The 22,082-nt window shown below is 57.4% G+C and carries 20 protein-coding genes and 2 pseudogenes; 7 read left to right on the top strand and 15 right to left on the bottom strand.

Going from position 1 to position 22,082, the window contains the following annotated elements; genetic code table 11:
* Positions 1-23: 23 nt before the first annotated feature.
* The 3 genes from GIW69_RS00110 (at position 24) to GIW69_RS00100 (ending at position 3,691) form a co-directional block, all read left to right on the top strand.
* Positions 24-566, top strand: a complete 543-nt coding sequence (locus tag GIW69_RS00110; RefSeq protein WP_236480127.1) for a YaeQ family protein — start codon at positions 24-26, stop codon at positions 564-566.
* A gap of 53 nt (positions 567-619) precedes the next feature.
* Complete coding sequence (gene recJ / locus GIW69_RS00105) at positions 620-2,329, top strand: single-stranded-DNA-specific exonuclease RecJ (RefSeq protein ID WP_236480126.1); 1,710 nt, start codon at positions 620-622, stop codon at positions 2,327-2,329.
* 255 nt (positions 2,330-2,584) lie between these two features.
* On the top strand, positions 2,585-3,691 hold the full coding sequence (locus tag GIW69_RS00100; RefSeq protein ID WP_236480125.1) for an NADH:flavin oxidoreductase/NADH oxidase: 1,107 nt from the start codon (positions 2,585-2,587) through the stop codon (positions 3,689-3,691).
* A gap of 116 nt (positions 3,692-3,807) precedes the next feature.
* On the opposite strand, the gene GIW69_RS00095 is transcribed toward GIW69_RS00100, so the two are convergent.
* Positions 3,808-5,436, bottom strand: a complete 1,629-nt coding sequence (locus GIW69_RS00095) for a glucan biosynthesis protein D (protein WP_236480124.1) — start codon at positions 5,434-5,436, stop codon at positions 3,808-3,810.
* A 404-nt stretch (positions 5,437-5,840) separates the two neighbouring features.
* Between GIW69_RS00095 and GIW69_RS00090 the strand changes: the two genes are divergently transcribed.
* A complete protein-coding gene (locus tag GIW69_RS00090) occupies positions 5,841-6,026 on the top strand; it encodes a hypothetical protein (protein ID WP_236480123.1) in 186 nt (61 codons plus the stop codon).
* A gap of 62 nt (positions 6,027-6,088) precedes the next feature.
* Here GIW69_RS00090 and GIW69_RS00085 read toward each other — a convergent pair whose 3' ends face one another.
* Positions 6,089-6,595 carry a BRO-N domain-containing protein gene (locus tag GIW69_RS00085; RefSeq protein ID WP_236480122.1) on the bottom strand — a complete coding sequence of 169 codons (507 nt, stop codon included), beginning with the start codon at positions 6,593-6,595 and terminating at the stop codon, positions 6,089-6,091.
* 437 nt (positions 6,596-7,032) lie between these two features.
* On the opposite strand from GIW69_RS00085, the gene GIW69_RS00080 reads away from it, so the two are divergent.
* Positions 7,033-8,286, top strand: a complete 1,254-nt coding sequence (locus tag GIW69_RS00080; RefSeq protein WP_236480121.1) for an ATP-binding protein — start codon at positions 7,033-7,035, stop codon at positions 8,284-8,286.
* A 5-nt stretch (positions 8,287-8,291) separates the two neighbouring features.
* A complete protein-coding gene (locus GIW69_RS00075; protein WP_236480120.1) occupies positions 8,292-8,915 on the top strand; it encodes an RloB family protein in 624 nt (207 codons plus the stop codon).
* A gap of 55 nt (positions 8,916-8,970) precedes the next feature.
* Here GIW69_RS00075 and GIW69_RS00070 read toward each other — a convergent pair whose 3' ends face one another.
* From GIW69_RS00070 to GIW69_RS00035, 8 genes are all read right to left on the bottom strand, one after another.
* Complete coding sequence (locus GIW69_RS00070; RefSeq protein ID WP_236480119.1) at positions 8,971-10,455, bottom strand: amino acid permease; 1,485 nt, start codon at positions 10,453-10,455, stop codon at positions 8,971-8,973.
* 116 nt (positions 10,456-10,571) lie between these two features.
* On the bottom strand, positions 10,572-11,996 hold the full coding sequence (locus GIW69_RS00065; protein ID WP_236480118.1) for a gamma-aminobutyraldehyde dehydrogenase: 1,425 nt from the start codon (positions 11,994-11,996) through the stop codon (positions 10,572-10,574).
* 166 nt (positions 11,997-12,162) lie between these two features.
* Positions 12,163-12,972, bottom strand: coding sequence for an ABC transporter permease (locus GIW69_RS00060; RefSeq protein ID WP_236480117.1), 810 nt, complete (start codon positions 12,970-12,972; stop codon positions 12,163-12,165).
* Positions 12,962-13,897: an ABC transporter permease gene (locus GIW69_RS00055; protein WP_236480116.1), complete on the bottom strand. Its 936-nt coding sequence runs from the start codon at positions 13,895-13,897 to the stop codon at positions 12,962-12,964. Before GIW69_RS00055 ends, GIW69_RS00060 begins: the two co-directional genes overlap by 11 nt.
* A gap of 1 nt (position 13,898) precedes the next feature.
* Positions 13,899-14,936: an ABC transporter ATP-binding protein gene (locus tag GIW69_RS00050; RefSeq protein ID WP_236480115.1), complete on the bottom strand. Its 1,038-nt coding sequence runs from the start codon at positions 14,934-14,936 to the stop codon at positions 13,899-13,901.
* Positions 14,937-15,107: 171 nt separating this feature from the next.
* Complete coding sequence (gene ydcS / locus GIW69_RS00045) at positions 15,108-16,259, bottom strand: putative ABC transporter substrate-binding protein YdcS (RefSeq protein ID WP_236480114.1); 1,152 nt, start codon at positions 16,257-16,259, stop codon at positions 15,108-15,110.
* 111 nt (positions 16,260-16,370) lie between these two features.
* Positions 16,371-17,828, bottom strand: coding sequence for a gamma-aminobutyraldehyde dehydrogenase (locus GIW69_RS00040; RefSeq protein WP_236480113.1), 1,458 nt, complete (start codon positions 17,826-17,828; stop codon positions 16,371-16,373).
* A gap of 130 nt (positions 17,829-17,958) precedes the next feature.
* The gene (locus GIW69_RS00035) at positions 17,959-18,873 is read right to left on the bottom strand and encodes a LysR family transcriptional regulator (protein ID WP_236480112.1); all 915 of its coding nucleotides are present in this window, start codon (positions 18,871-18,873) and stop codon (positions 17,959-17,961) included.
* A gap of 198 nt (positions 18,874-19,071) precedes the next feature.
* Between GIW69_RS00035 and GIW69_RS00030 the strand changes: the two genes are divergently transcribed.
* The gene (locus GIW69_RS00030; protein ID WP_236480111.1) at positions 19,072-19,794 is read left to right on the top strand and encodes a tellurite resistance TerB family protein; all 723 of its coding nucleotides are present in this window, start codon (positions 19,072-19,074) and stop codon (positions 19,792-19,794) included.
* A gap of 302 nt (positions 19,795-20,096) precedes the next feature.
* Here the strand turns inward: GIW69_RS00030 and GIW69_RS00025 are convergent, their stop codons facing one another.
* The 5 genes and pseudogenes from GIW69_RS00025 to GIW69_RS00005 all read right to left on the bottom strand — a co-directional run.
* Entirely contained in the window at positions 20,097-20,483 is a 387-nt protein-coding gene (locus tag GIW69_RS00025; RefSeq protein WP_236480110.1) for a hypothetical protein, read from the bottom strand.
* A 177-nt stretch (positions 20,484-20,660) separates the two neighbouring features.
* The gene (locus GIW69_RS00020; RefSeq protein ID WP_236480109.1) at positions 20,661-21,005 is read right to left on the bottom strand and encodes a hypothetical protein; all 345 of its coding nucleotides are present in this window, start codon (positions 21,003-21,005) and stop codon (positions 20,661-20,663) included.
* Positions 21,006-21,189: 184 nt separating this feature from the next.
* Positions 21,190-21,387 (bottom strand): annotated as a pseudogene (locus GIW69_RS26260) (RHS repeat-associated core domain-containing protein); the annotation flags it as partial.
* Positions 21,388-21,438: 51 nt separating this feature from the next.
* The gene (locus GIW69_RS00010; RefSeq protein WP_236480108.1) at positions 21,439-21,756 is read right to left on the bottom strand and encodes a hypothetical protein; all 318 of its coding nucleotides are present in this window, start codon (positions 21,754-21,756) and stop codon (positions 21,439-21,441) included.
* 121 nt (positions 21,757-21,877) lie between these two features.
* Positions 21,878-22,082: pseudogene (locus GIW69_RS00005) on the bottom strand (hypothetical protein); the annotation flags it as partial.

The following is a 22,082-nucleotide window of genomic DNA, read 5'->3' as shown; positions in this document are numbered from 1 at the left end:
TCTCCGTATCAAGAAGCCCGTTCATGGCCCAGCCGTCCACCACGTACAAGTTTGAACTGAACCTCACCGACCTCGACCGCAGCGTCTATGAGAGCGTGAAGCAGACCATCGCCCGTCACCCTTCGGAAACCGAAGAGCGCATGACCGTGCGACTGTTGGCCTACGCGCTCTGGTACAACGAGCAGCTGTCGTTTGGCCGTGGTCTGTCGGACGTGGATGAACCTGCGCTGTGGGAAAAAAGCCTGGATGATCGCGTTTTGCACTGGATTGAAGTCGGACAGCCCGACGCCGACCGTCTGACCTGGTGCTCGCGTCGCACCGAGCGCACCAGTCTGCTGGCGTACGGCAGCCTGCGTGTCTGGGAAACCAAGGTGATCCCGGCGATCAAGAACCTGAAAAACGTCAATATCGCTGCCGTGCCTCAGGAAGTGCTGGAAACCCTGGCCAAAGACATGCCCCGCGTTATCAAGTGGGACGTGATGATCAGCGAAGGCACGGTTTTCGTCACCGACGACCGTGGCCAGCACGAAGTCCAGTTGCAATGGTTGCAGGGCGAGCGCGGCTAATCAGCGCCTCCCCGGAAAAGTCCCACATATCCAAGAGAATTAGCTGTCAGCCCATGCGTATTGAACCTCGTCAGTTGCCCGCCACCCTGCCATTTCTCGGTGACCTGCCACCGCTGTTGACCCGCTTGTATGCGGCGCGGGGTGTGAAGTCCGAGGCAGAGCTGGACAAGAGTCTGGCGCGGCTGATTCCGTTCCAGCAGCTCAAGGGCATCGACGCGGCGGTGGATCTGCTGGTGACTGCACTGGAGCAGCGTCAGCGCATCTTGATCGTCGGCGATTTCGATGCGGACGGCGCGACCGCCAGCACGGTCGGCATGCTCGGTTTGCGCCTGCTGGGCGCCGCACACGTCGACTATCTGGTGCCGAACCGCTTCGAATACGGCTACGGCCTGACCCCGGAAATCGTCGAAGTCGCGCTGACCCGCGAACCGCATCTGCTGGTCACCGTCGACAACGGCATTTCCAGCGTTGACGGTGTAGCGGCGGCGAAACGCGCCGGGCTTAAGGTGCTGATCACCGACCACCACTTGCCCGGCGAAGAACTGCCGCAAGCCGATGCGCTGGTCAATCCGAACCAGCCTGGCTGCGAATTTCCGAGCAAGGCATTGGCCGGGGTCGGGGTGATTTTTTATGTGCTGATGGCGTTGCGCGCGCGTTTGCGCAGCCTCGGCTGGTACGAAAACAAGCCGCAACCGAACATCGGTGAATTGCTCGATTTGGTGGCGCTGGGCAGTGTTGCCGACGTGGTGCCGCTGGATGCCAACAACCGGATTCTAGTGCACCAAGGCCTGGAGCGTATCCGCGCCGGTCGGGCACGGCCGGGGATCAAGGCGATTCTCGAAGTCGCCAAACGTGATGCTTCGCGCATCACCTCCACCGACCTCGGCTTCATCGTCGGCCCGCGCCTCAACGCGGCGGGGCGTCTGGACGACATGAGTCTGGGTATCGAATGCCTGCTGACCGGCGACGCAGCGTTGGCCCGGGAAATGGCCGCGCAACTGGACGGCATGAACCAGGATCGCAAATCCATCGAACAGGGCATGCAGCGCGAGGCGCTGGCCCAGCTCAAGGATTTGCCGGTGGAATCGATGCCGTTCGGCCTGTGCCTGTTTGATCCGGAATGGCACCAGGGCGTCATCGGCATCCTCGCGTCGCGTATGAAAGAACGCTATTTCCGCCCGACCATTGCGTTCGCCGATGCTGGTGATGGTTTGCTCAAGGGCTCGGGGCGTTCGGTACAGGGTTTCCATATTCGTGACGCCTTGAGTGTCGTGGCGGCGCAGCATCCGGAGCTGATCGCCAAGTACGGTGGTCACGCGATGGCGGCGGGCCTGACGTTGCGTCAGGAGCATTTTCCGTTGTTCGCCGAGGCTTTTGACGCTGAAGTGCGTAGGCAACTTCGCGAAGACGACCTGACTGGCCGATTGCTGTCGGACGGTACATTGGCCGTCGAGGAGTTCCACCTCGAACTCGCCCGCGCCTTGCGCCATGCCGGTCCCTGGGGCCAGCACTTTCCTGAACCGTTGTTTCATGGCGTGTTTCAGTTGGTCGAGCAGCGGGTCGTGGGCGAGCGGCACCTGAAAGTGGTGCTGAAAAGCGAGTGTGGTTCAGTGAAGCTCGATGGCATTGCTTTTGGTATTGATCGTGATATCTGGCCGAACCCGACGATCAAATGGGTCGAACTGGCCTACAAACTTGATTTGAACGAGTTTCGTGGCAATGAAACCGTGCAATTGATGATTGCCCACATCGAACCGCGTTGAAGATCAAAAAATCGCAGCCTGCGGCAGCTCCTTCAGGAAATCGCATTCCAGTGCAGGAGCTGCCGCAGGCTGCGATCTTTTCAGGAACCCCCCGTGATCCCCGGTTGTCGACTAGGCTCTAAGCACTGCTTGATTGGCCTTGTGACGTCTTGTCGAATTTTTTGCCCGCGGGGGCGGGTGTTGCACCTTTTTCCTGTCACTCGTCGACTTTTCAAACAGAACCCTGGAGCCTGACCACTGATTGAGAGGTGCCCCATGAGTCTGCTGCTTGAACCCTTTTCCCTTCGCCAATTGATTTTGCCCAACCGCATCGCCGTATCGCCGATGTGCCAGTACTCCAGCGTCGATGGCCTGGCCAATGACTGGCACCTGGTGCACCTCGGCAGCCGCGCAATTGGCGGTGCCGGCCTGATATTCACCGAAGCCACGGCGGTCACGGCCGACGGGCGCATTACCGCCGAAGACCTCGGCTTGTGGAACGACGAGCAGATCGAGCCGTTGCAGCGCATCACCCGGTTCATCGCGGCTCAAGGCGCGGTGGCCGGCATTCAACTGGCTCACGCAGGGCGCAAGGCCAGCACCTATCGTCCGTGGCTGGGCAAGCATGGCAGCGTCAAACCGGAGGAGGGCGGCTGGGTGCCGGTCGGGCCGTCACCGATTGCCTTTGATCCGCAGCACACCCGACCCGAGCAGCTCGATGAAGGGCAAATAAGCGACGTCATCCAGGCCTTCGTCGCCTCTGCCAAGCGTGCGTTGACCGCCGGATTCAAAGTTGTCGAAGTGCATGCGGCGCACGGTTATCTGTTGCATCAGTTTCTGTCTCCACTGAGCAACCAGCGCCGCGATCAGTACGGTGGTTCGTTCGAAAACCGTATTCGGCTGGTGCTGCAAGTGACCGAAGCGATTCGTGCCACATGGCCGGAGGAATTGCCGGTGTTTGTGCGAGTCTCGGCTACGGATTGGGTCGAGGACGGCTGGAACCCTGATGAAACCGTGGAACTGGCGCGACGCTTGAAAAACCTCGGTGTCGATCTGATCGACGTGTCGTCGGGCGGCACGGCGGCAAATGCCGAAATTCCGGTTGGCCCCGGCTACCAGACGCGATTTGCCGAACGTGTTCGCAAAGAGTCAGGCATTGCCACCGGCACTGTGGGAATGATTACCGAACCGGCGCAGGCCGAGCACATTTTACGAACCTGTCAGGCCGACATCATCTTCCTCGCCCGCGAACTGCTGCGCGATCCGTACTGGCCGCTGCATGCCGACGATGACCTGGGCGGGCGCAAAGCGGTGTGGCCGGCGCAATATCAGCGTGCAACGCACCGGGATCAGCCGATTCATGAGTCTGATTTGCGCGATTGAGTGAACTGTTGAAAAAAAAAGCCCCGGCCAGTGATGGTCGGGGTTTTTTGTTTTGCCTGGGGATTGTTTGTCGGTTGTGCTGCCCGCGAAGAGGCCCGCCCAAACAACAACCTCGATCAGGTGTACTTGCGCTTTTCCGGCGCTGGCGGGAAATACTGGTACAACCAGGTTTCACTCAACGTGCGCTCATTGGTACGGATGAATAGCCGCAGCTCGACAGGCTCTACGCTGTCACTGGTCGGATACCAGTCGAACAGGATCCGATAACCCTTGATGTCGTCCAGCACCAGAACGCTGAAATCCTTGACCTCGCCATTCGAGCACGTCACTACCGGCTCAATGCCGGTACCTTGCGGCAAGCGATCCAGACCGCCGCCGGTGAAGTCCACGGCAAAACGCCGTGCCCAGACTTCAGGATAATGTTCACCCGGCGCCCAGCCTTCGGTGAAACCGCCCATGCCCGAACGCGTGGCCTGCACCCGTGCCAGTGGCGTACTCACCGGCGGCAGCGCGCTCCAGTAAAGTTTGTAACCGAAGTTCAGCGAGTCCCCGGCAGCCACCGGTTTTTTCGGCGTCCAGAACGCCACGATGTTGTCGAGGGTTTCGCCGGTTGTAGGAATTTCCAGCAGGTCGATAGAGCCTTCGCCCCACGCAGTTGTAGGTTCCACCCACAGGCTCGGGCGCTTGCTGTACCAGTCGACCGTGTCCTGGTAGTTGGCAAACTCATGATCGGTCTGCACCAGGCCAAACCCTTTCGGATCCTTGTCGGTGAACGCGTTGAATTGCAGCGTGGCCGGGTTGTTCAGCGGGCGGCAGATCCACTCGCCGTTGCCGCGCCACATCGCCAGACGATCAGAGTCGTGGATCTGTGGATGGATGGTGTCGCACATGCGCCGTTCGTGGGTGCCGCAACTGAACATGCTGGTCATCGGCGCGACGCCCAGTTGTTCAATGGCAGTGCGCGCGTTGATGTGGGCGTCGATGTCCATCACCACACGCTCGGCCTGGCAATCGATGTCAAAACGATACGCGCCCGTCGCGCTCGGCGAATCGAGCAGGGCATAGACCACGAAGCGCGTGGCGTTCTGATTCGGCGTCTCGAACCAGAACTTGGTGAAATCAGGAAATTCTTCGCGCTTCTTGGCGTAGGTGTCGATGGCCAGGCCGCGCGCCGACAAGCCATATTGGCCAGACGCATCCACCGCGCGGAAGTAGCTCGCGCCAAGGAACGACACCACGTCATGGCGATCGAGTTCCGGCGCCTTGAACAGCTTGAAGCCGGCGAAGCCCAAGTCACCCTTTAGCTGTTGAGTGTCGACCGACGTGTTCTCGTAATTGAACAGCGGCGGACGGAAATGCACCTCGCGGGCCATGCGCGTCTTGGCGTCGACGCTGTACATACGCACCGGTTGGCGGAAACCCATGCCGACGTGGAAAAACTGCACGTCCAATTGGCCCTTGAGTTCCTTCCACAGCGAATGATTGGCGTCGTAGCGGATCGCGTTGAAATTTTGCGGCGTCATGGTCGCGAGCGTCGGTGGCAGCACCTGTTTGGTGTCCTGGTACGCCGTGCCGGCCAATTGCTTGGCCTGACGCTTGAGCGCATCGAAATCGAAGGGCTCGGCTTCGCCATCAGCCGCGCCACCTTTGGCGGCCCAGGCCTGGGCCGTGAGCAGACCGGTGGCTGAGAGACCGGTGTAAGCCGCAATGGCCATGGACGCTTTGAGCAGATTCCTGCGGTGCATAAATACAACCTGTCGTGAGCAATCCCGCGCCGTTCCTGGCACGTGCTGGATCAGAATTTACGGTTCGGACGTGCCTTCGGCCAAACACAACGGACTATAAACAGATGCCGGCAAGCTTAAACCGTTCGGTCGTCATGCAAAAATCCTTGATTCAAAGTCGCAGAGTCTCAATGAAACAAGACGTTTCGGTTAACTTTCTGACAGGCTCTTCTGATTTGAAGGGCATAACTGCTTTTCTTGACTAATTACTCTAAAAAAGACTTTCCAGCGCCGATTAAATTTCTATTCTATAGCTCATGACCGGTGCCGAACCTTCGGCCCGGCACAGCTCACGGCGCTGCTGTAAGGAGCAGGGCGATGCGGCTTTCAAGGCAGATTTGAAGTATTGGAGAGGGACATCGTCCATGGCAAAAGTACAAGGCATCACCGAAATACTGGGCATCTTCCCTTGCCTCAACGGCGGCTGGCGCAAACGCAAACTCAGCTCCGACGAACTGAAACTGGTGGAGCGTTATCGGGAGTTGTCGGAGAGCGACCGCATTGCGATGCGGTATCTGGTGGATGCGATGAGGAGTGTTTCGCGGTTTTGATCGAGTGAATGAAAGGGACAGGCTGTGAAGCCTGTCCCTTTTTTATTTTCGCTGGTTCAGCCTCAGCGACAAGTTGCTGTCACCGGATAAGCCCGCTGCCCTTGCATGACTTCAGGAATATCACGCCATTTGACCCACGCCTGTTGCTGCCAGTGCAGTAGTGAAACCGTAACGCCGGACCAGCGCACCAAACTCAGGCTCGGTCGGTTATCCACAGGCATCGTGCTGTTTTCGCGCAGCATCGGGATGACTTCATCGCTCAGCCATCGACGCAGGTTGCGGTTTTCCGGGACGAAGTGGTGGACGAGCAGCGCGAACATGCCGGACTCGCTGACCATTGGCGATTCGATGATTTTGCCGTCCTTGCGCAACAAGACATTACGGCGCTGATCGGGATCGAGTTTCAGGGTGAGGCGTTCATTCAGTGGCTGGCCCATCAAGCGACCGAGATCCTGGACGCAGAACCATGCCTGGTGGTCTTGGAAGAAGGCGTGGAGGAAGCGGTTGTGGCGGGTGAAGACGGTGGGGTTGAGGTGGGCGTTCGGTGGATTCTGGACGTTAACTGGCATTGACTGACTTCCGTTTTGAGTATGAAAGTCGCCACCAACTCTTCGACAAGTTGGGTGGCGAACCGAGTGGCGTTCGAAGTCGGAATTCTTCCGTCAAAACGGTAAAGCAGGAAGGCCCGCGCCACACGGCCCGCCATAAAGCAGAACTGAGCTGTGAAACCGCCGCAGTTCTATGGGGGCACGCTAGCACCGTTTTGAAATTTCCCGGCTTCGACCCCGGGCCGCTGATTTTGCAGCGACGGGACAAAGCCTATCGGTCAGGCGCTAGCGGCGCCAAGTCTACTCTGCCGACGCGCCTCGTAGGAAACGAGGCTTTCTGCAGAAGGCTGCGTCTGTAGGAATTTCCTGATTTTGCACTGAGCGCAGAAGCAGCCTCCCCGAGGTGTTGTTTTTGCTTTATCTATTGCAGATTCAGGAATGAACCGCAGGTGTTTCACATGCTGATCGAATTCTCGGTTTCCAACTATCGCTCGTTCCGTGGCAAACAAACGCTGTCGATGGCGGCAGCTCCTTTGCTGGGCAAAACGCACAATCTTCTCCGGCCTTCGGTAGGTGGAGAGGAGCTGCCCGACTTGTTGAAAGTGGCAGCGATCTATGGGGCTAATGCTTCCGGTAAGTCTTCCCTGATTCAAGCAATGGCAATTGCCGGACGTCTGCTCGCGCCGTCAGCCGGCTCAAGCGACGAGCCATTACCGGTTTCACCTTTTCGTTTTGATCCTGCGTTGGAGGTGTTGCCGAGCGTCTTTGAATACAACTTCGTTCAGGCGGGATTGCGCTATCGGTTCCTGCTCGAAATGACGGTGCAACGAATAGTTCGGGAACAGTTGCTTTCCTATCCGCAAGGCCAGGAAACGCTGCTCTATGACCGTCAATTCGGTACTGAGGGAGAGCACTATGTCTTCGGTCAGACGCTTGAAGGTGGCAAGGAAGTTCATTGCGCATGGCGGCGTCTGACGAGCCCGCGAATGCTGTTTCTTGCGCAAGCAGTGACCAACAGCAGCGAAGAGCTGAGCCAGTTACGAGCGCCGTTCAGTTGGTTTCAGACCGGGTTGCTTGTGGTTGAACAGAACAACATGACCGGTTTGTCTGCAGCTTCGATTCGCTTTCTTAAAACAGTCTCGAATCACACGGATGATCTGCGGGAATTTCTCAGTGCGCTGGATGTGCCTGTGTCGGCGATTGCGCTCAATGTTGATGATTCGGAGCGTGCCGAAGGCAACAGGAAACTCACATTGAAAGAGTTCTTCGCAGCTGCACAAAAGGACAAAGCGACGCTGACGCATTCCAGTTTTTTAGGTGATGCGGAGTTTGATTTTTCCGAGGAGTCAGGAGGCACCAAGAACCTGATCGGTTTCTGGCTACCGTGGTTCATGATGAATCAGGCCGCAGGCAGCGGCGTACTGTGTGTGGATGAGTTGAACAGCAGTCTTCACCCTACAATCGTCGCCAATCTTATCGGCCGGCATTTGGCGAACGGGTTAGACACACAACTGATTTTTACCACTCATGACACCCATTTAATGGACGAAAAAATCCTTCGCCGTGACCAGTTCTGGATCACTGAGCGCGATCGTAACGGCGCGACAAATCTGTTTTCCATTCACGACTTCGAGGGGGAGGAGAGCGAAGACGTCGAAGCGCGTTACTTCGACGGGCGTTATCGCGGACTGCCGTTGATAAGGCATGGGTGAAAAGAATGAATTCAACCAGACTCTTCGAACGGAAACCTTCACGTTTCAAGCCTCAACCCAAAGTACTGGTGCTTTGTGAGGACAGTAAGTCAGGGAAACAATATCTGGAGGAGGCTGCATCTTATTTTCGAGCGAGCGCTCATGTTGAGATAGTTCATTGTGGCGTTACGCACCCGAGTGGCATTGTCGAGCGTGCAGTCATACGGCAAAGGAGATTCGACAAGGTCTTTTGCGTATTGGATCGTGATACGCACCTCTGTTTCGAACGCGCCCTGGATCTCGCTAAATCCCATCCGAAAATTCAAGTCATCGCATCGTATCCCTGCTTCGAGTTCTGGCTGTTGCTGCATTTCGGTTTCAATCGAAAGCCCTTCAGAGCGGTGGGAAAGTATTCGCCTGCCGACCTGGTCATAAAGAGCCTTCGCACAAAGCACGGAATGGATCGGTACGAGAAAGGCAGGACGATAGGCTACTTTGCGCAATTGTCGGGAGAGCCGTTTACCACCGCGAGAATTTTGGCCCCAAAAATACTTGAGGATGTTGTCCTGAGTGGTGAGCCTAATCCCAGTACCGATATCCATTTGTTGATGGATGAGTTCGAAATTCTGGCCCAGCCGCAGATGATCTGATGACAAACAATGCCCGCATTTCTGCGGGCCGTGCATTCGAACCGTAGTTAAATTCTCAGCGCCCCACCTTCCAGGCATCCCCAGCCGGCGCCTTCCCATGGTCGTACGGCTTGCCCATCCACATGTACAACAACCCCAAACCAATCACGATGGCGGTGCTCAGCACCATTGCGTAGTTGATGTACCACGCCGCATCCGGGGTGCGCGGCCAGGCCATGTTGATGATGGCGCCGACCCCGTAGACGAGGGCGCCGATGTTGACCGGCCAGCCCCAGGCGCCGAGGGTGAATTTGCCGTTGGGTTTCCAGCCTTTGCTGCGAGCGTACAGCGCGGCGAGGACGATCATCTGGAACGCGAGGTAGATGCCGATGGCGGCGAAGCTGACGATGGTTGCGACGGCGTCTTGCAGGAAGAAGCCAAGGACGATGATCAGGCCGGGCAAAACGCCGGGCACAAACAGCGCGGCAACCGGAACCTGTGTTGCAGGAGAGATCTTTTTCAGCAGCCGGCTGCCGATGACCATTTCATCGCGAGCGTAGGAATACAGCAGACGACTCGCCGCCGCTTGCAGGCTGATGACGCAGGAGATGAAGGAAATCATCACCACGCCCATCACCACTTTCGAACCGACCGGGCCGAAGGCGTTGTTGAGGATGGTGGTGACAGGATCCTTGTCGGTGCCGTTGATCACGGCTTGCATGTCCGGCACCGCGAGGATCAGCGCCAGGCAGGCGAACATTGCCGCGATGCCGCCGATGTAGATGGTCATGCGCATGGCAATCGGGATTTGCTTGCTCGGGTTCGGGGTTTCTTCGGCGACGTCGCCGCAGGCCTCGAAGCCGTAGTAAAGAAACATCCCGGCGAGCGACGCGGTGAGGAACGCCGGCAGGTACGAACCGTCGACGCTGATGTCGAACGTGTTGAACAACACGCTGAGCGGCTGATGGCGTTCAAAGATCAGCAGGTATACGCCGACGATCACCGCGCCGACCAGTTCGCAGACAAAGCCGAACATGGCAATGCGCGCCAGCACTTTGGTGCCGCTGAGATTGACCAGCGTGGCGAACAGCGTCAGCACCAGAGCGATGACGATGTTGGTGTTGTTGCTCGGCTCGAACCCGAGCATTGCGGCAAGATACGGGCCGGCACCGACCGCGACGGCGGCAATAGTGACGCATAGGGCGATGGAGTAGATCCAGCCGACCATCCACGCCCATTTTTTACCCACCAAGCGGCGCGCCCATGGGTAGACGCCGCCGGAAATCGGAAACTGCGAAACCACTTCGCCGAAGATCAGGCAGACCAGCAACTGGCCGCAACCGACCAGCAAATACGCCCAGAACATCGGTGGCCCGCCAGCGGCGAGGCACAGGCCGAAGAGGGTATAAACCCCTACGACCGGTGACAGATAAGTGAAACCCAACGCGAAGTTTTCCCACAGGCTCATGCTGCGGTTGAAGTTTGAGGTGTAGCCGAGTTGACGCAGTTGTTCGGCATCGCTGTCGGCAACGGCGGCTGAGAGATCGGGTGATGCACTCATGGGTTTTACTCCGTGAAATCGGCAGATTTCGGATGGCCGACACCGTGGCGGGGCCATGCAGGCGCCGCCCGGATCGGTGGTTATTGTTTGGGTGCTGAAGCCTGCTCGCGAAGCTTTTAGTGCTTGAACATCACATGCCGAACGGTGGTGTAGTCCTCCAACCCATACATGGACATGTCTTTCCCATAACCGGACAGTTTCTGACCGCCATGGGGCATTTCGCTGACGAGCATGAAGTGCGTGTTTACCCAGGTGCAGCCGTACTGCAAACGTGCGGCCAAGCGATGGGCGCGTCCTACATCCGCTGTCCACACCGATGACGCGAGGCCGTAGTCCGAATCGTTGGCCCATTCCAGTGCCTGGGCTTCGTCGATGAATGGGGTCACCGACACCACCGGCCCGAACACTTCGCGACGAACAATTTCGTCGTCCTGCTGCGCATCGGCCAACACCGTCGGCTCGAAGAAGAAACCGTCGCCATCCACAGCCTTGCCGCCGGTGATCAGGCGAATGTGCGGCTGTGCCACGGCGCGCTCGACGAACGCTGCTACCCGGTCGCGATGTTGCGCCGTGATCAGCGGCCCCAATTCGGTGGACGGATCATTCTGCATGCCGTACTTGATCGTGCTGACCGCCGCGCCAAGCTTCTCGACGAATTTGTCGTAAATGCCTTGTTGCGCATAGATCCGGCACGCCGCCGTGCAGTCCTGCCCGGCGTTGTAGAAACCGAAGGTGCGAATGCCTTCCACGGCCGCATCGATGTCGGCGTCGTCGAAGATGATCACCGGCGCCTTGCCGCCCAGTTCCATGTGCATGCGTTTGACGCTGTCGGCGGTGCTGGAAATGATGTTCGAACCGGTGGCGATGGAGCCGGTCAGCGACACCATGCGCACTTTCGGGTGTGTCACCAGCGAACTGCCCACAGTCGGCCCACGGCCAAACACCAGATTGAGCACGCCGGCCGGAAAGATTTCCGACGCCAGTTCGGCCAGACGCAACGCGGTCAGCGGGGTTTGTTCCGACGGCTTGAGCACCACGGTATTACCGGCGGCCAGCGCGGGGGCGATTTTCCAGGCGACCATCATCAGCGGGTAGTTCCACGGCGCGATGGAGGCGACGACGCCGACCGGATCGCGGCGGATCATCGAGGTGTGGCCGGGCAGGTATTCGCCGCCCGCCGAGCCGCTCATACAACGGCTCGCGCCGGCGAAGAAGCGGAACACGTCGGCGATCGCCGGGATCTCGTCGTTGAGCGCGGCACTGTAGGGTTTGCCGCAGTTGTCGGATTCGAGTTTCGCCAGTTCTTCACCATGGGCTTCGATAGCGTCGGCAAGTTTGAGCAACAGCAACGAACGGTCTTTCGGCGCGGTCTGCGACCAGGACGCGAAAGCGCTGTCGGCGGCACGCACAGCGGCATCGACCTGGGCTTCGCTGGCTTCGTGGATTTCCACCAGCACCTGGCCGAGCGCCGGGTTGAGCACCGGTTGCGCCGGGCCTTCGCCGTTGACCAGTTGACCATTGATCAAGAGTCGGGTTTGCATGATTTTGTCCTCTTCGAAGCAATTGTTATTTTTCTGAAGAAACCACTATCCCTGAGGGAGCGGGCTTGCCCGCGTAGGCAATGTGTCAGCCGCCATCCATGCTGGATGTGACGGCCTCTTCGCGGGCAAGCCCGCTCCCACAGGGATAGTGGTGACTGTTAGATATTCATTTCCCGCCACTACCCGCCACGCTTTCGCCACCCCGGGTCAGGTAATAGGCGCCGAGAATCGGCAGCATGGTTACGATCATCACCAACATGGCCACCACGTTGGTCACTGGCACATCCCGTGGGCGGCTCAACTGGTTGAGCAGCCACAGCGGCAAGGTGCGTTCATGGCCGGCGGTGAACGTGGTCACGATGATTTCATCGAATGACAAGGCAAACGCCAACATGCCGCCGGCCAGCAACGCCGAGCCAAGGTTCGGCAGGATGATGTAGCGAAACGTTTGCCAGCCATCGGCGCCGAGATCCATCGACGCCTCGATCAAACTGTGCGAAGTGCGGCGCAATCGGGCGATGACGTTGTTGTAGACGATCACCACGCAGAAGGTCGCGTGGCCGACGATGATGGTGAACATCCCCGGCTCGATGCCCAGCGTCTTGAACGTCGCCAGCAAGGCAATACCGGTGATGATCCCCGGCAGCGCAATCGGCAGGATCAGCATCAGCGAAATCCCCTGCTTGCCGAAGAAGTCCCGGCGATACAGGGCCGCCGAGGCGAGGGTACCGAGCACCATGGCGATCAGCGTGGCAATCGCAGCAATCTGTAACGACAACTTGATCGCCTCCAGCACGTCCGGTCGCGAAAACGCCACGCTGAACCAGTGCAGGGTGAAGCCCTTCGGCGGAAAGCTGAACGCGGCATCTTCGGTGTTGAAGGCGTAAAGGAAGATGATCAGGATCGGGAAGTGCAGAAACACCAGTCCGCCCCACGCTGCGATTCGAAGTCCGATTGAAGCCTTCTCAGAGTGCATCGAAAGCCCCCAGTCGTTTGACGATGGACAGGTAAATGGCGATCAGCACAATCGGCACCAGGGTGAACGCCGCCGCCATCGGCATGTTGCCAATCGCGCCTTGCTGGGCGTACACCATGCTGCCGACGAAGTAGCCCGGCGGGCCCACCAGTTGCGGCACGATGAAGTCGCCCAGGGTCAGGGAAAACGTGAAGATGGAACCTGCGGCAATGCCCGGCACCGACAGTGGCAGAATCACCTGCATGAAGGTCTGGCGCGGCTTCGCGCCGAGGTCAGCGGAGGCTTGCAGCAGTGACGGCGGCAGGCGTTCCAGCGAAGCCTGAATCGGCAAAATCATGAACGGCAACCAGATGTAGACGAAGACCATGAAACGCCCCAGGTGCGAAGTCGACAAAGTACTGCCACCGACCCCGGGAATCCCCAGCACAAACTGCAACACCGGCTCCAGCCCCAGGTGCTGAACGAACCATTGCGCCACGCCGCCCTTGGCCAGCAGCAATGTCCACGCATAAGCCTTGACGATGTAACTGGCCCACATCGGCATCATCACCGCGATGTAGAAAAACGCCTTGGTCTTGCCCGTGGTGTAGCGCGCCATGTAGTAGGCGATCGGGAACGCGACGACGGCGCTGGCAATCGACACGACGATGGCCATGCTCAAGGTGCGCAGAATGATGTCGAAGTTCGACGGCTGAAACAGCGCGGCGAAGTTGGCCAGGGTCAGGTCGGGCGTGACCGCCATGGTGAAGTCGTCGAAGGTGTAGAAACCCTGCCAGAGCAGGGTCAGCAGCGAGCCGAGATAGATCGCGCCAAACCAGATCAGCGGCGGCACCAGTAGCATCGACAGGTACAGGTTCGGTCGGCGATAGAGCAGATTGGAAAACCTGCGCAGCGGCGGCGATTGAGCAATCGCAAGGGTGTTCATTTCACACTCCACTCGCTACGGCGTCGTGCAGCGGCGTCATCGCTTCCCGCGCCCAACGCGCGTTGAGACGCTGGCCGGTCTGATGCTGTGCGCTGGTGTCCAGCCATTGGCTGTTGGCTTGGCTGATGCTCAGGGTCTGGCCGTTTTCCAGGGTCAGTTCATAGCGGGTCGCGCTGCCCTGATATTGAATGTCATGAAGCACGCCGCTGACTTCGATTTCATGGCTCGCCAGCGGCCCATCGGCGAAACGCACATGCTCCGGGCGAATCGAAAACGGTCGCGGATGGCCGCTGAGCTGTTGCGCCAGATCGCCGCGGATTACGTTGGACGTGCCGACGAATTCAGCAACAAACGTAGTGGCCGGTTTCATGTACAGGTTGCGCGGCGTGTCGACCTGTTCGATGCGGCCCTTGTTGAACACCGCCACGCGATCGGACATCGACAGCGCTTCGGTCTGATCGTGGGTGACGAAGATGAAAGTGATGCCGAGCTGGCGTTGCAACTTCTTCAATTCGCTCTGCATTTGCTCGCGCAATTTCAGGTCGAGTGCGCCGAGCGGCTCGTCGAGCAACAGCACGCGAGGTCGATTGACCAGGGCGCGGGCGAGGGCGACGCGCTGGCGCTGGCCCCCGGACAACTGCACCGGTTTGCGCGCGCCATAACCGCCGAGGGCGACCATCGCCAAGGCTTCTTCGGCACGGTGGCGGCGTTCGGTCTTGCCGACGCCTTTGACTTTCAAGCCATAGGCCACGTTGTCCAGCACGTTCATGTGCGGGAACAGTGCGTAATCCTGAAACACCGTGTTGACGTCACGCTGATACGGCGGCAACCCGGCCGCTTCGGCGCCGTGGATGCGGATCGAGCCGGCGCTCGGTTGTTCGAACCCGGCGATCAGGCGCAGGCAGGTCGTCTTGCCCGAGCCTGAAGGGCCGAGCATGGAAAAGAACTCACCGTCCTGGATATCGATGGAAACCCGGTCAACGGCCTTCACTTCGCCGAACTGACGGGAAACGTTGGTGAACTGGACTGCAAGCGTCATGGTGCGGTGCTCCAAAAAGGCGAGAGTCGTCGCAGCGGCCCGTGCCTGGACTTCTGAAAAACGGTGATCAATGCAGGAGCGAGCCTGCTCGCGAAGACGGAGTGTCAGTCACCGGCAATATTGACTGTGATGGACGCTTCGCGAGCAGGCTTGCTCCTACAGGGGGCCGGCTTAACGCCCACCCATGATCGCGATGTAATCCTGCGTCCAGCGGCTATACGGCACGAACTTGCCACCTTCAGCCTGAGGCGTTTTCCAGAAAGCAATCTTGTCGAACTGATCAAACCCGTTGGTCTTGCAACCCTCGGCGCCAAGCAATTCGCTCTCTTGGCACGCCGCCGGAACCGCCGGCAGCGAACCGAACCACGCCGCCACATCGCCCTGGACTTTCGGTTGCAGCGACCAGTCCATCCACTTGTAGGCGCAGTTCGGGTGCTTGGCTTCGGCGTGCAACATGGTGGTGTCGGCCCAACCGGTGGCGCCTTCTTTCGGGATGGTCGAGGCGATCGGCTGCTTCTCGTTCATCAGGCCGTTGACCTGATACGGCCATGCGCTGGACGCAACCACACCTTCGTTTTTGAAGTCGCTCATTTGTACGGTGGTGTCGTGCCAGTAGCGGTGGATCAGCGGCTGCTGGGCGCGCAACAGATCGAGCACGGCTTTGTACTGATCTTCGGTGAGTTGGTACGGATCCTTGATGCCCAGTTCAGGCTGGGTGGACTTCAGATACAGCGCGGCGTCGGCGATGTAGATCGGGCCGTCGTAAGCCTGCACGCGACCCTTGTTCGGTTTGCCATCGGGCAGGTTCTGCGCGCCGAACACCACGTTCCAACTGGTCGGCGCGGTCTTGAACACGTTGGTGTTGTACATCAGCACGTTCGGCCCCCACTGGTACGGGGTGCCGTAAGTCTGTTTGTTGACTACGTACCACGGCGCGTCCTTCAGGCGCGGGTCGAGGGTTTTCCAGTGCTTGATCAGGTCGGTGTTGATCGGCTGCACACGCTTGCCGACGATCAACCGCAGCGACGCGTCGCCCGACGCGGTCACCAAGTCGTAACCGCCCTTGGCCATCAGGCTGACCATTTCGTCAGAGGTGGCGGCGGTTTTCACGTTCACCTTGCAGCCGGTTTCCTTCTCGAAACCGGTCACCCAGTCGTAGGCTTTATCGCTTTCGCCACGTTCGATGTAGCCCGGCCAAGCGACGATATCCAGCTGACCTTCGCCTGCGCCGACGGCTTTCAACGGCTCGGCGGCTTGCAGGCTGGCGCTGGCCAGCAAGGCTGTGGTGATTGCACTGAGCAATGCGGTCTTGTGCACGAACATGGGAACCTCTCTTCTTGTTTATTAAGTTGGGTTGAGAGTAGCTGCAAGCGGTGAGCCGCAAGCTGCAAGTGAAAGCAATTTGCGCACCGCTTGTAGCTTGTGGCTTGCCGTTTAAAGCTGTTGTCCGTGCCTGGCCATGATGTGCCGCACCACGCTGTAGTCCTGCAGTGAATCACTGGATAAGTCTTTGCCGTAACCCGAGCGTTTCAGCCCGCCGTGGGGCATTTCGCTGACCAGCATGAAATGGCTGTTAATCCAGGTGCAGCCGTATTGCAGGCGTGCGGCCACTTGCATGGCCTTGTCCAGATTCTGCGTCCACACCGACGAAGCGAGGCCATATTCCGAGTCATTGGCCCAGTCCACCGCTTGCGACAACTCATCGAAGCGCGTCACGGTCACCACCGGGCCGAACACTTCGCGTTGGACGATTTCATCGGTCTGTTTGCAGCCGGCCAACAACGTCGGTTGATAGAAGAAACCGGCGCCGGAATGCACCGCCGCGCCGGTCACGCGTTCGATGTGCGGCTGACCGAGGGCGCGTTCGACAAAGCTCGCCACGCGGTCGCGCTGGCGGGTGCTGATCAGCGGGCCGATCTCGTTGTCGGCGTCGCGTTTGCCGGCGAAGCGCAGGCTGCTGACGGCCGCACCGAGTTCGGCGACCAGTTTGTCGTGGATGCCGGTTTGCGCGTAGATCCGGCACGCGGCGGTACAATCCTGGCCGGCGTTGTAGTAGCCATAGGTGCGCACGCCGTCGACGACCGCTTTGATGTCGGCGTCGTTGCAGACGATCACCGGGGCTTTACCGCCGAGTTCGAGGTGTGTGCGTTTCAGGGTTTTCGCGGCGGCCTGGAGGATTTTCTGGCCGGTGACAATATCGCCGGTCAGCGACACCATGCGGATTTTCGCGTGACTGACCAAATGGCTGCCGACGCCTTCGCCGCCGCCACAAATGATGTTAATCACCCCGCGTGGCAGGATCTCGGCCAACGCCTGCGCGAGGGCCAGAATCGACAGCGGCGTGTGCTCGGAAGGCTTGAACACCAGCGTGTTGCCGGCGGCCAGCGCGGGCGCGATTTTCCACGCGGCCATCATGATCGGGTAATTCCACGGCGCAATCGATGCGACCACGCCAATCGGGTCGCGCCGCACCATGCTGGTGTAACCCGGCAGGTATTCGCCGCTGAGCTGCCCGGTCTGGCAACGCACGGCGCCGGCGAAGAAACGGAACACGTCGACGGTGGCGCTCAAGTCGTCCTGACGCGCCAAATGCAACGGCTTGCCGCAGTTCAGGGATTCAAGGCGGGCGAGGTGATCGGCGTGTTTTTCGACAGCGTTGGCGATCTCCAGCAGCAGGTTCGAACGTTGCTGCGGCGTGGTGCGCGACCATTCGGCAAAGGCGCGATGGGCGGCGAGGATCGCGGCTTCGACCTGTTCTGTACTGGCTTCGGCGATGTGCGTGAGCACTTCACCGGTGGCCGGATTAAGAATCGGCTCGACAAAACCTTCGCCCGCGACCAGTTCACCATCGATCAACAACGCGGTACACATCGGGGTCTGCGCGCCTGCCATTTTCCGCGATCTCTTATCTTGGGTGTTCATAACGCTCCCTGTGACCGGGAGCCGAACGTCTTATAGATGCAGCAAGACTAGTGCGCGGCTCCGAGGTCGACAAATTCTAAATACTGAAGGTGGCATTCGATTAAATAGATGGCTTGCGCCCGCCGTGGGGTTGCTCGCGTGCGACAGTCAAAAACGGATCAACCAACGCCGGCCGCGCCGTGCCCCGGCGCCATGCCAGACCGACGTCGAGGGTCTGACTGAGGTCGGCAATCGGCCGCGCCTCAATGATGTCGCCCTCCAGCGACCACGGGCGATAAGTCATGTCCGGCTGAATCGAAACGCCCAGACCGGCAGCGACAAGGCTTCGCACCGCTTCGGTCGACGCCGTCTTCAGCGTGATGTGCGGCTGCAAACCGGCGCCGCGCCACATGCGCTGGGCATTGCGATCCATCTCATCGACGTTCAGCTGAATCAACGGCTCGCGGGCGACATCGGCAAGATTGATGCTGTCGTGCTCCAGCAATGGATGTTGCGCCGGCAACCACAATCGATGCGGTGAGTGAGTCAGCACCTCAGTCTGCAAGGCATGACGATCCTCGAGGTTGGAGAGAATCAACACGCCGACGTCAATCTCGCCGCTGACTAGCAAATGCTCGATGTATGGCCGCTCGTCCTCCATTACCCGGATCTCGACGTTGGGGTAGGCGCGCTGAAACCGAGTGACCAGATCGGCGAGGTAATAACCGGCGACCAGACTGGTCACTCCCACGATCAACTGGCCAGCAACCTGATCAGTGCTCTGTTGCAGACTGCGCTTGGCGTTATCCACGGTCGCCAGAATCAAATGCGCCTGGCGCAGGAATTGATGCCCCTGATGCGTCAGCGTCATGCCCTTGGCATGACGGTTGAACAAGCTGACGCCGATCTCTTCTTCCAGTTGCTGGATCGCCAAGGTCAGGGTCGATTGGGAAATGAACGCAGTTTGCGCGGCAGCGGAGATCGAGCCCGTCTCGGCTACGGCGATGAAATGACGAATCTGACGCAAGGTCATCATGGGAGGAATACCCTGTGGTCGGTTTTTATAGATTGGCTGGAGTGTATATCGGTTTTTTAGAAGGGAAGCTGCAAGCGGTGAGCTTTGAGCTAAAAGCGCGAGCAACATCTGGAAGCACACTCGCGGGACGGTGCCGGGCACTTTCGAACTAGGCTGAGGGCCTTACGGATCCGGATACCCTGCTTTGGAGGCGGAAACATGAACACCCGTGGATTGCTCGATCAACTACTGAAGTCCGGCCAGGATCTGTTGCAGAACAAGACCGGCGGCTCGCAGAACACATCCTCAGCCGGCGGCCTGGGCGGATTGCTCGGCGGCGCCGGTGGCTCAAACGGCCTCGGCGGTCTGCTCTCCGGCGCGGGCGGTGGCGCATTGGCGGCCGGCGCGATGGGCCTGCTCCTTGGTAATAAAAAAGTGCGCAAAGTCGGCGGCAAGGTCGCCCTCTACGGTGGCCTCGCCGCGCTGGGCGTCCTCGCCTACAAAGCCTACGGCAATTGGAACGCACAGCAGGGCAGGGCACCACAAACTGAGCCGCAAACGCTTGATCGCCTGCCCCCCGCCCAAGTCGAACAACACAGCCAGGCCATCCTCAAAGCCCTCGTCGCAGCGGCCAAGGCTGATGGCCACATCGATGACCGGGAACGGCAATTGATCGAGGGTGAATTCACCAAACTGGATAACGATCAGGAACTGCAGCATTGGCTGCATGCCGAACTCAACAAACCCCTCGACCCGGCCGATGTTGCCCGTGCGGCGAGCACGCCGGAAATGGCTGCTGAGATGTATATCGCTAGTGTGATGTTGGTGGACGAGGAGAGCTTTATGGAGAAGAGCTATCTGGATGAACTGGCGCGGCAGTTGAAGCTTGAACCGGGGTTGAAGGTTGAGTTGGAGCGGCAGGTGAGGGTGGCGATGAGTTGAGTTGAGTCTTGTGGGGCGTGGGGCTGATGGTGCTGGGAATGGCTCTGCGCTCTGCGGTTGATAACTTTAGCTTTCTGCTTCCCACAGACGGTGCGCTTCATACGCCTTTTTTAGCCACTCCTCGAAGCTGGGATAAACTTCATGCAGTTCCCATCTGGTAGAGGCATAAGCGTGAATTATCAAAACCTCTGGATTGGCTGACTCATCGTTTCCATCAAAACAGGCTATATCGTCATTTGCATTAGTACTCACGCAGGATATCTAGATGCAATTTTAATGGCAGTTGTCGGTCATCTTGGATATTAGATTCTGTTTGCGTGGAGAGAAGTTCTTGTTGCGGTGAGTTCAATAAAGACTGGCAAGGTTGATTTGACTTTGTCTAGTGATATTAAAGTTATAGAATCGTCAATGTTGATTGCTCCGCAGCCACCCTCTTCGAATGCAATTAACTCGGCGGTGATTTGAAGATTGTCTGAGTTAAAGCTTATAGAGGGGGCGGTTTCTTTTGAGATTCTCAAGTTTTCATTCCACTTGAATTCGTCATCTATGTCGAGCTCTACATCATAGAAATGATTTTTTAGAGGTTCAAAACTATGGAAATAAGACAAGCCATTGCCGAAGGCTGTGGAGAACTCTACGAGCGCGCCAGATGGTGACGATTCGATTGTACGTAATAACAGGATTTTCATTTGTCAGCCTCCAATCTTAAATGACAGCTTATTCAAGCTAGGTCATCTTTATTTTGCACCTGCGCTCAATAAATCCAAATAGTGTTTAAGTGTTGAGAATAACTTTTCCTAATTTTTCCAAATCATACGTTGAATGGTTAAAAAAGATGTAAGGTTTTTACGGCTTTTATTCAGGGCCTATATTTCAATCATGAAGGACTCAATCTTATCAATGAGCTCAGCTTTGATTTTTGTTCTAAACTCACTTAGATGCACTTCTGAGTTCTTGAGTGGTTTACCTTTGTGATCGTATTGTATGGTTGAAAAATCAATTACAAACTCGCCATCGGGATCCCCTTCAGGATCCACGCGTGCATCAAAACAGTGTCCCGTGCTCCGTCGAACTCCGCCGATTAAGACTGAACTGCTAAACCAAGCGACCGTTGCCGGTGTTAGTGAAACCTCAAACAGATTATTTATTGTTATAGTCCATCCGCTTGGAATGCGTATAGGTTGTAGCTTATATTCTAGTTCTTCTCTCATTTTATTTTACTTTTCCATATTTTTTTTGAATCGATAGGTTGAGGCGGTTAAGCTATGAAACACAGACTCTCCCGCTTTCGTTAACTCTATCCTTATCCCGTTCGTCAATTCGCCATTATTGTAACCAGCCGGAGTTTCCGAGCGGGGAAGATAAGTTTAGAACCGCCTTAGTCAAGAACGTTTCTGTCAGAAAACGTCCAGTCCCGGATTGTAGTAGCGGTGGAGGTTGTAATGTAACCTTGTTTCCGCATCGAAATACTGCCCCTGGAACTGCAACGAATTGTCGATTCGCTGACGTTGAGCGCTGCGAGGTTGCCGTAGGACGCGGTATTTGGCCGACAAAAAATGTGTCGCCGCTGTGGTCGGTGAGTTCTTGTGGTGTAACTCCGTCGCCGATAAAGCGCGTTTGGAATAAGGTCTGTTTTTATTTTATCTAGTAACATTGCGGGAATTTAATTTTTTTTAAAGTCCGCTCTAGGGCTGTTTCTAGTTCTGCCCAGTTTTTTGCGTTTTCAGTGTAATGGGGTTTTTCCCAATTCTGATTTAAGATAAGTGAGATTCGAAATTGGCCGCTTTCGCAGAATTCAGGATACCAGCCAATATCTAATATTTGCTCTGCCGGGAATGATGCTTGGAATAAGTCTTCTTTTAAGTCGCCTATGATTGTAGATGTTTTGACGGTCTGGTCTAGCTGCGAAATATCATCAAGTGTAATTTTTCCACCTAAGGCTATAATTTTAATTTTGTTCATGAATAAATTTATCTTTTTCGGTTGATCAAGCTATTGGCGAGATGAGCTATGATTGACAACTGTGTGATTGGTTTCTCTGGTGTGAGCTTGTCGCCTTTTTCTAAACGTTGCCAGGAAATAATTACCAGTTCGATGGGTCTTCCCCTGAAGATTTAATTAAGTCTGACTTCCATGTGTCTTTGGCGAGCTTAAGAATTTCTTCAAAAAAAGCTCGATGATTATCTATATGATCCGCTGGCCACGTAGACGAGGACGGCTCATCAGTTTCGTAGCCATATTCAAAGGGCGAAGTAAAGTCATAGTCCTTGTTTTCTACCGCGTTGGTA

It is taken from the genome of Pseudomonas syringae (assembly GCF_021605415.1).
GTDB lineage: Bacteria > Pseudomonadota > Gammaproteobacteria > Pseudomonadales > Pseudomonadaceae > Aquipseudomonas > Aquipseudomonas syringae_S.
This window is presented reverse-complemented; position numbering and strand designations above follow the sequence as displayed.

Excerpts from the sequence above, each read along its gene's own strand:
- GIW69_RS00110 (WP_236480127.1), top strand. The coding sequence starts at position 24 with ATGGCCCAGCCGTCCACCACGTACAAGTTTGAACTGAACCTCACCGAC.
- recJ (WP_236480126.1), top strand. The coding sequence starts at position 620 with ATGCGTATTGAACCTCGTCAGTTGCCCGCCACCCTGCCATTTCTCGGT.
- GIW69_RS00100 (WP_236480125.1), top strand. The coding sequence starts at position 2,585 with ATGAGTCTGCTGCTTGAACCCTTTTCCCTTCGCCAATTGATTTTGCCC.
- GIW69_RS00095 (WP_236480124.1), bottom strand. The coding sequence starts at position 5,436 with ATGCACCGCAGGAATCTGCTCAAAGCGTCCATGGCCATTGCGGCTTAC.
- GIW69_RS00090 (WP_236480123.1), top strand. The coding sequence starts at position 5,841 with ATGGCAAAAGTACAAGGCATCACCGAAATACTGGGCATCTTCCCTTGC.
- GIW69_RS00085 (WP_236480122.1), bottom strand. The coding sequence starts at position 6,595 with ATGCCAGTTAACGTCCAGAATCCACCGAACGCCCACCTCAACCCCACC.
- GIW69_RS00080 (WP_236480121.1), top strand. The coding sequence starts at position 7,033 with ATGCTGATCGAATTCTCGGTTTCCAACTATCGCTCGTTCCGTGGCAAA.
- GIW69_RS00075 (WP_236480120.1), top strand. The coding sequence starts at position 8,292 with ATGAATTCAACCAGACTCTTCGAACGGAAACCTTCACGTTTCAAGCCT.
- GIW69_RS00070 (WP_236480119.1), bottom strand. The coding sequence starts at position 10,455 with ATGAGTGCATCACCCGATCTCTCAGCCGCCGTTGCCGACAGCGATGCC.
- GIW69_RS00065 (WP_236480118.1), bottom strand. The coding sequence starts at position 11,996 with ATGCAAACCCGACTCTTGATCAATGGTCAACTGGTCAACGGCGAAGGC.
- GIW69_RS00060 (WP_236480117.1), bottom strand. The coding sequence starts at position 12,972 with ATGCACTCTGAGAAGGCTTCAATCGGACTTCGAATCGCAGCGTGGGGC.
- GIW69_RS00055 (WP_236480116.1), bottom strand. The coding sequence starts at position 13,897 with ATGAACACCCTTGCGATTGCTCAATCGCCGCCGCTGCGCAGGTTTTCC.
- GIW69_RS00050 (WP_236480115.1), bottom strand. The coding sequence starts at position 14,936 with ATGACGCTTGCAGTCCAGTTCACCAACGTTTCCCGTCAGTTCGGCGAA.
- ydcS (WP_236480114.1), bottom strand. The coding sequence starts at position 16,259 with ATGTTCGTGCACAAGACCGCATTGCTCAGTGCAATCACCACAGCCTTG.
- GIW69_RS00040 (WP_236480113.1), bottom strand. The coding sequence starts at position 17,828 with ATGGCAGGCGCGCAGACCCCGATGTGTACCGCGTTGTTGATCGATGGT.
- GIW69_RS00035 (WP_236480112.1), bottom strand. The coding sequence starts at position 18,873 with ATGATGACCTTGCGTCAGATTCGTCATTTCATCGCCGTAGCCGAGACG.
- GIW69_RS00030 (WP_236480111.1), top strand. The coding sequence starts at position 19,072 with ATGAACACCCGTGGATTGCTCGATCAACTACTGAAGTCCGGCCAGGAT.
- GIW69_RS00025 (WP_236480110.1), bottom strand. The coding sequence starts at position 20,483 with ATGAAAATCCTGTTATTACGTACAATCGAATCGTCACCATCTGGCGCG.
- GIW69_RS00020 (WP_236480109.1), bottom strand. The coding sequence starts at position 21,005 with ATGAGAGAAGAACTAGAATATAAGCTACAACCTATACGCATTCCAAGC.
- GIW69_RS00010 (WP_236480108.1), bottom strand. The coding sequence starts at position 21,756 with ATGAACAAAATTAAAATTATAGCCTTAGGTGGAAAAATTACACTTGAT.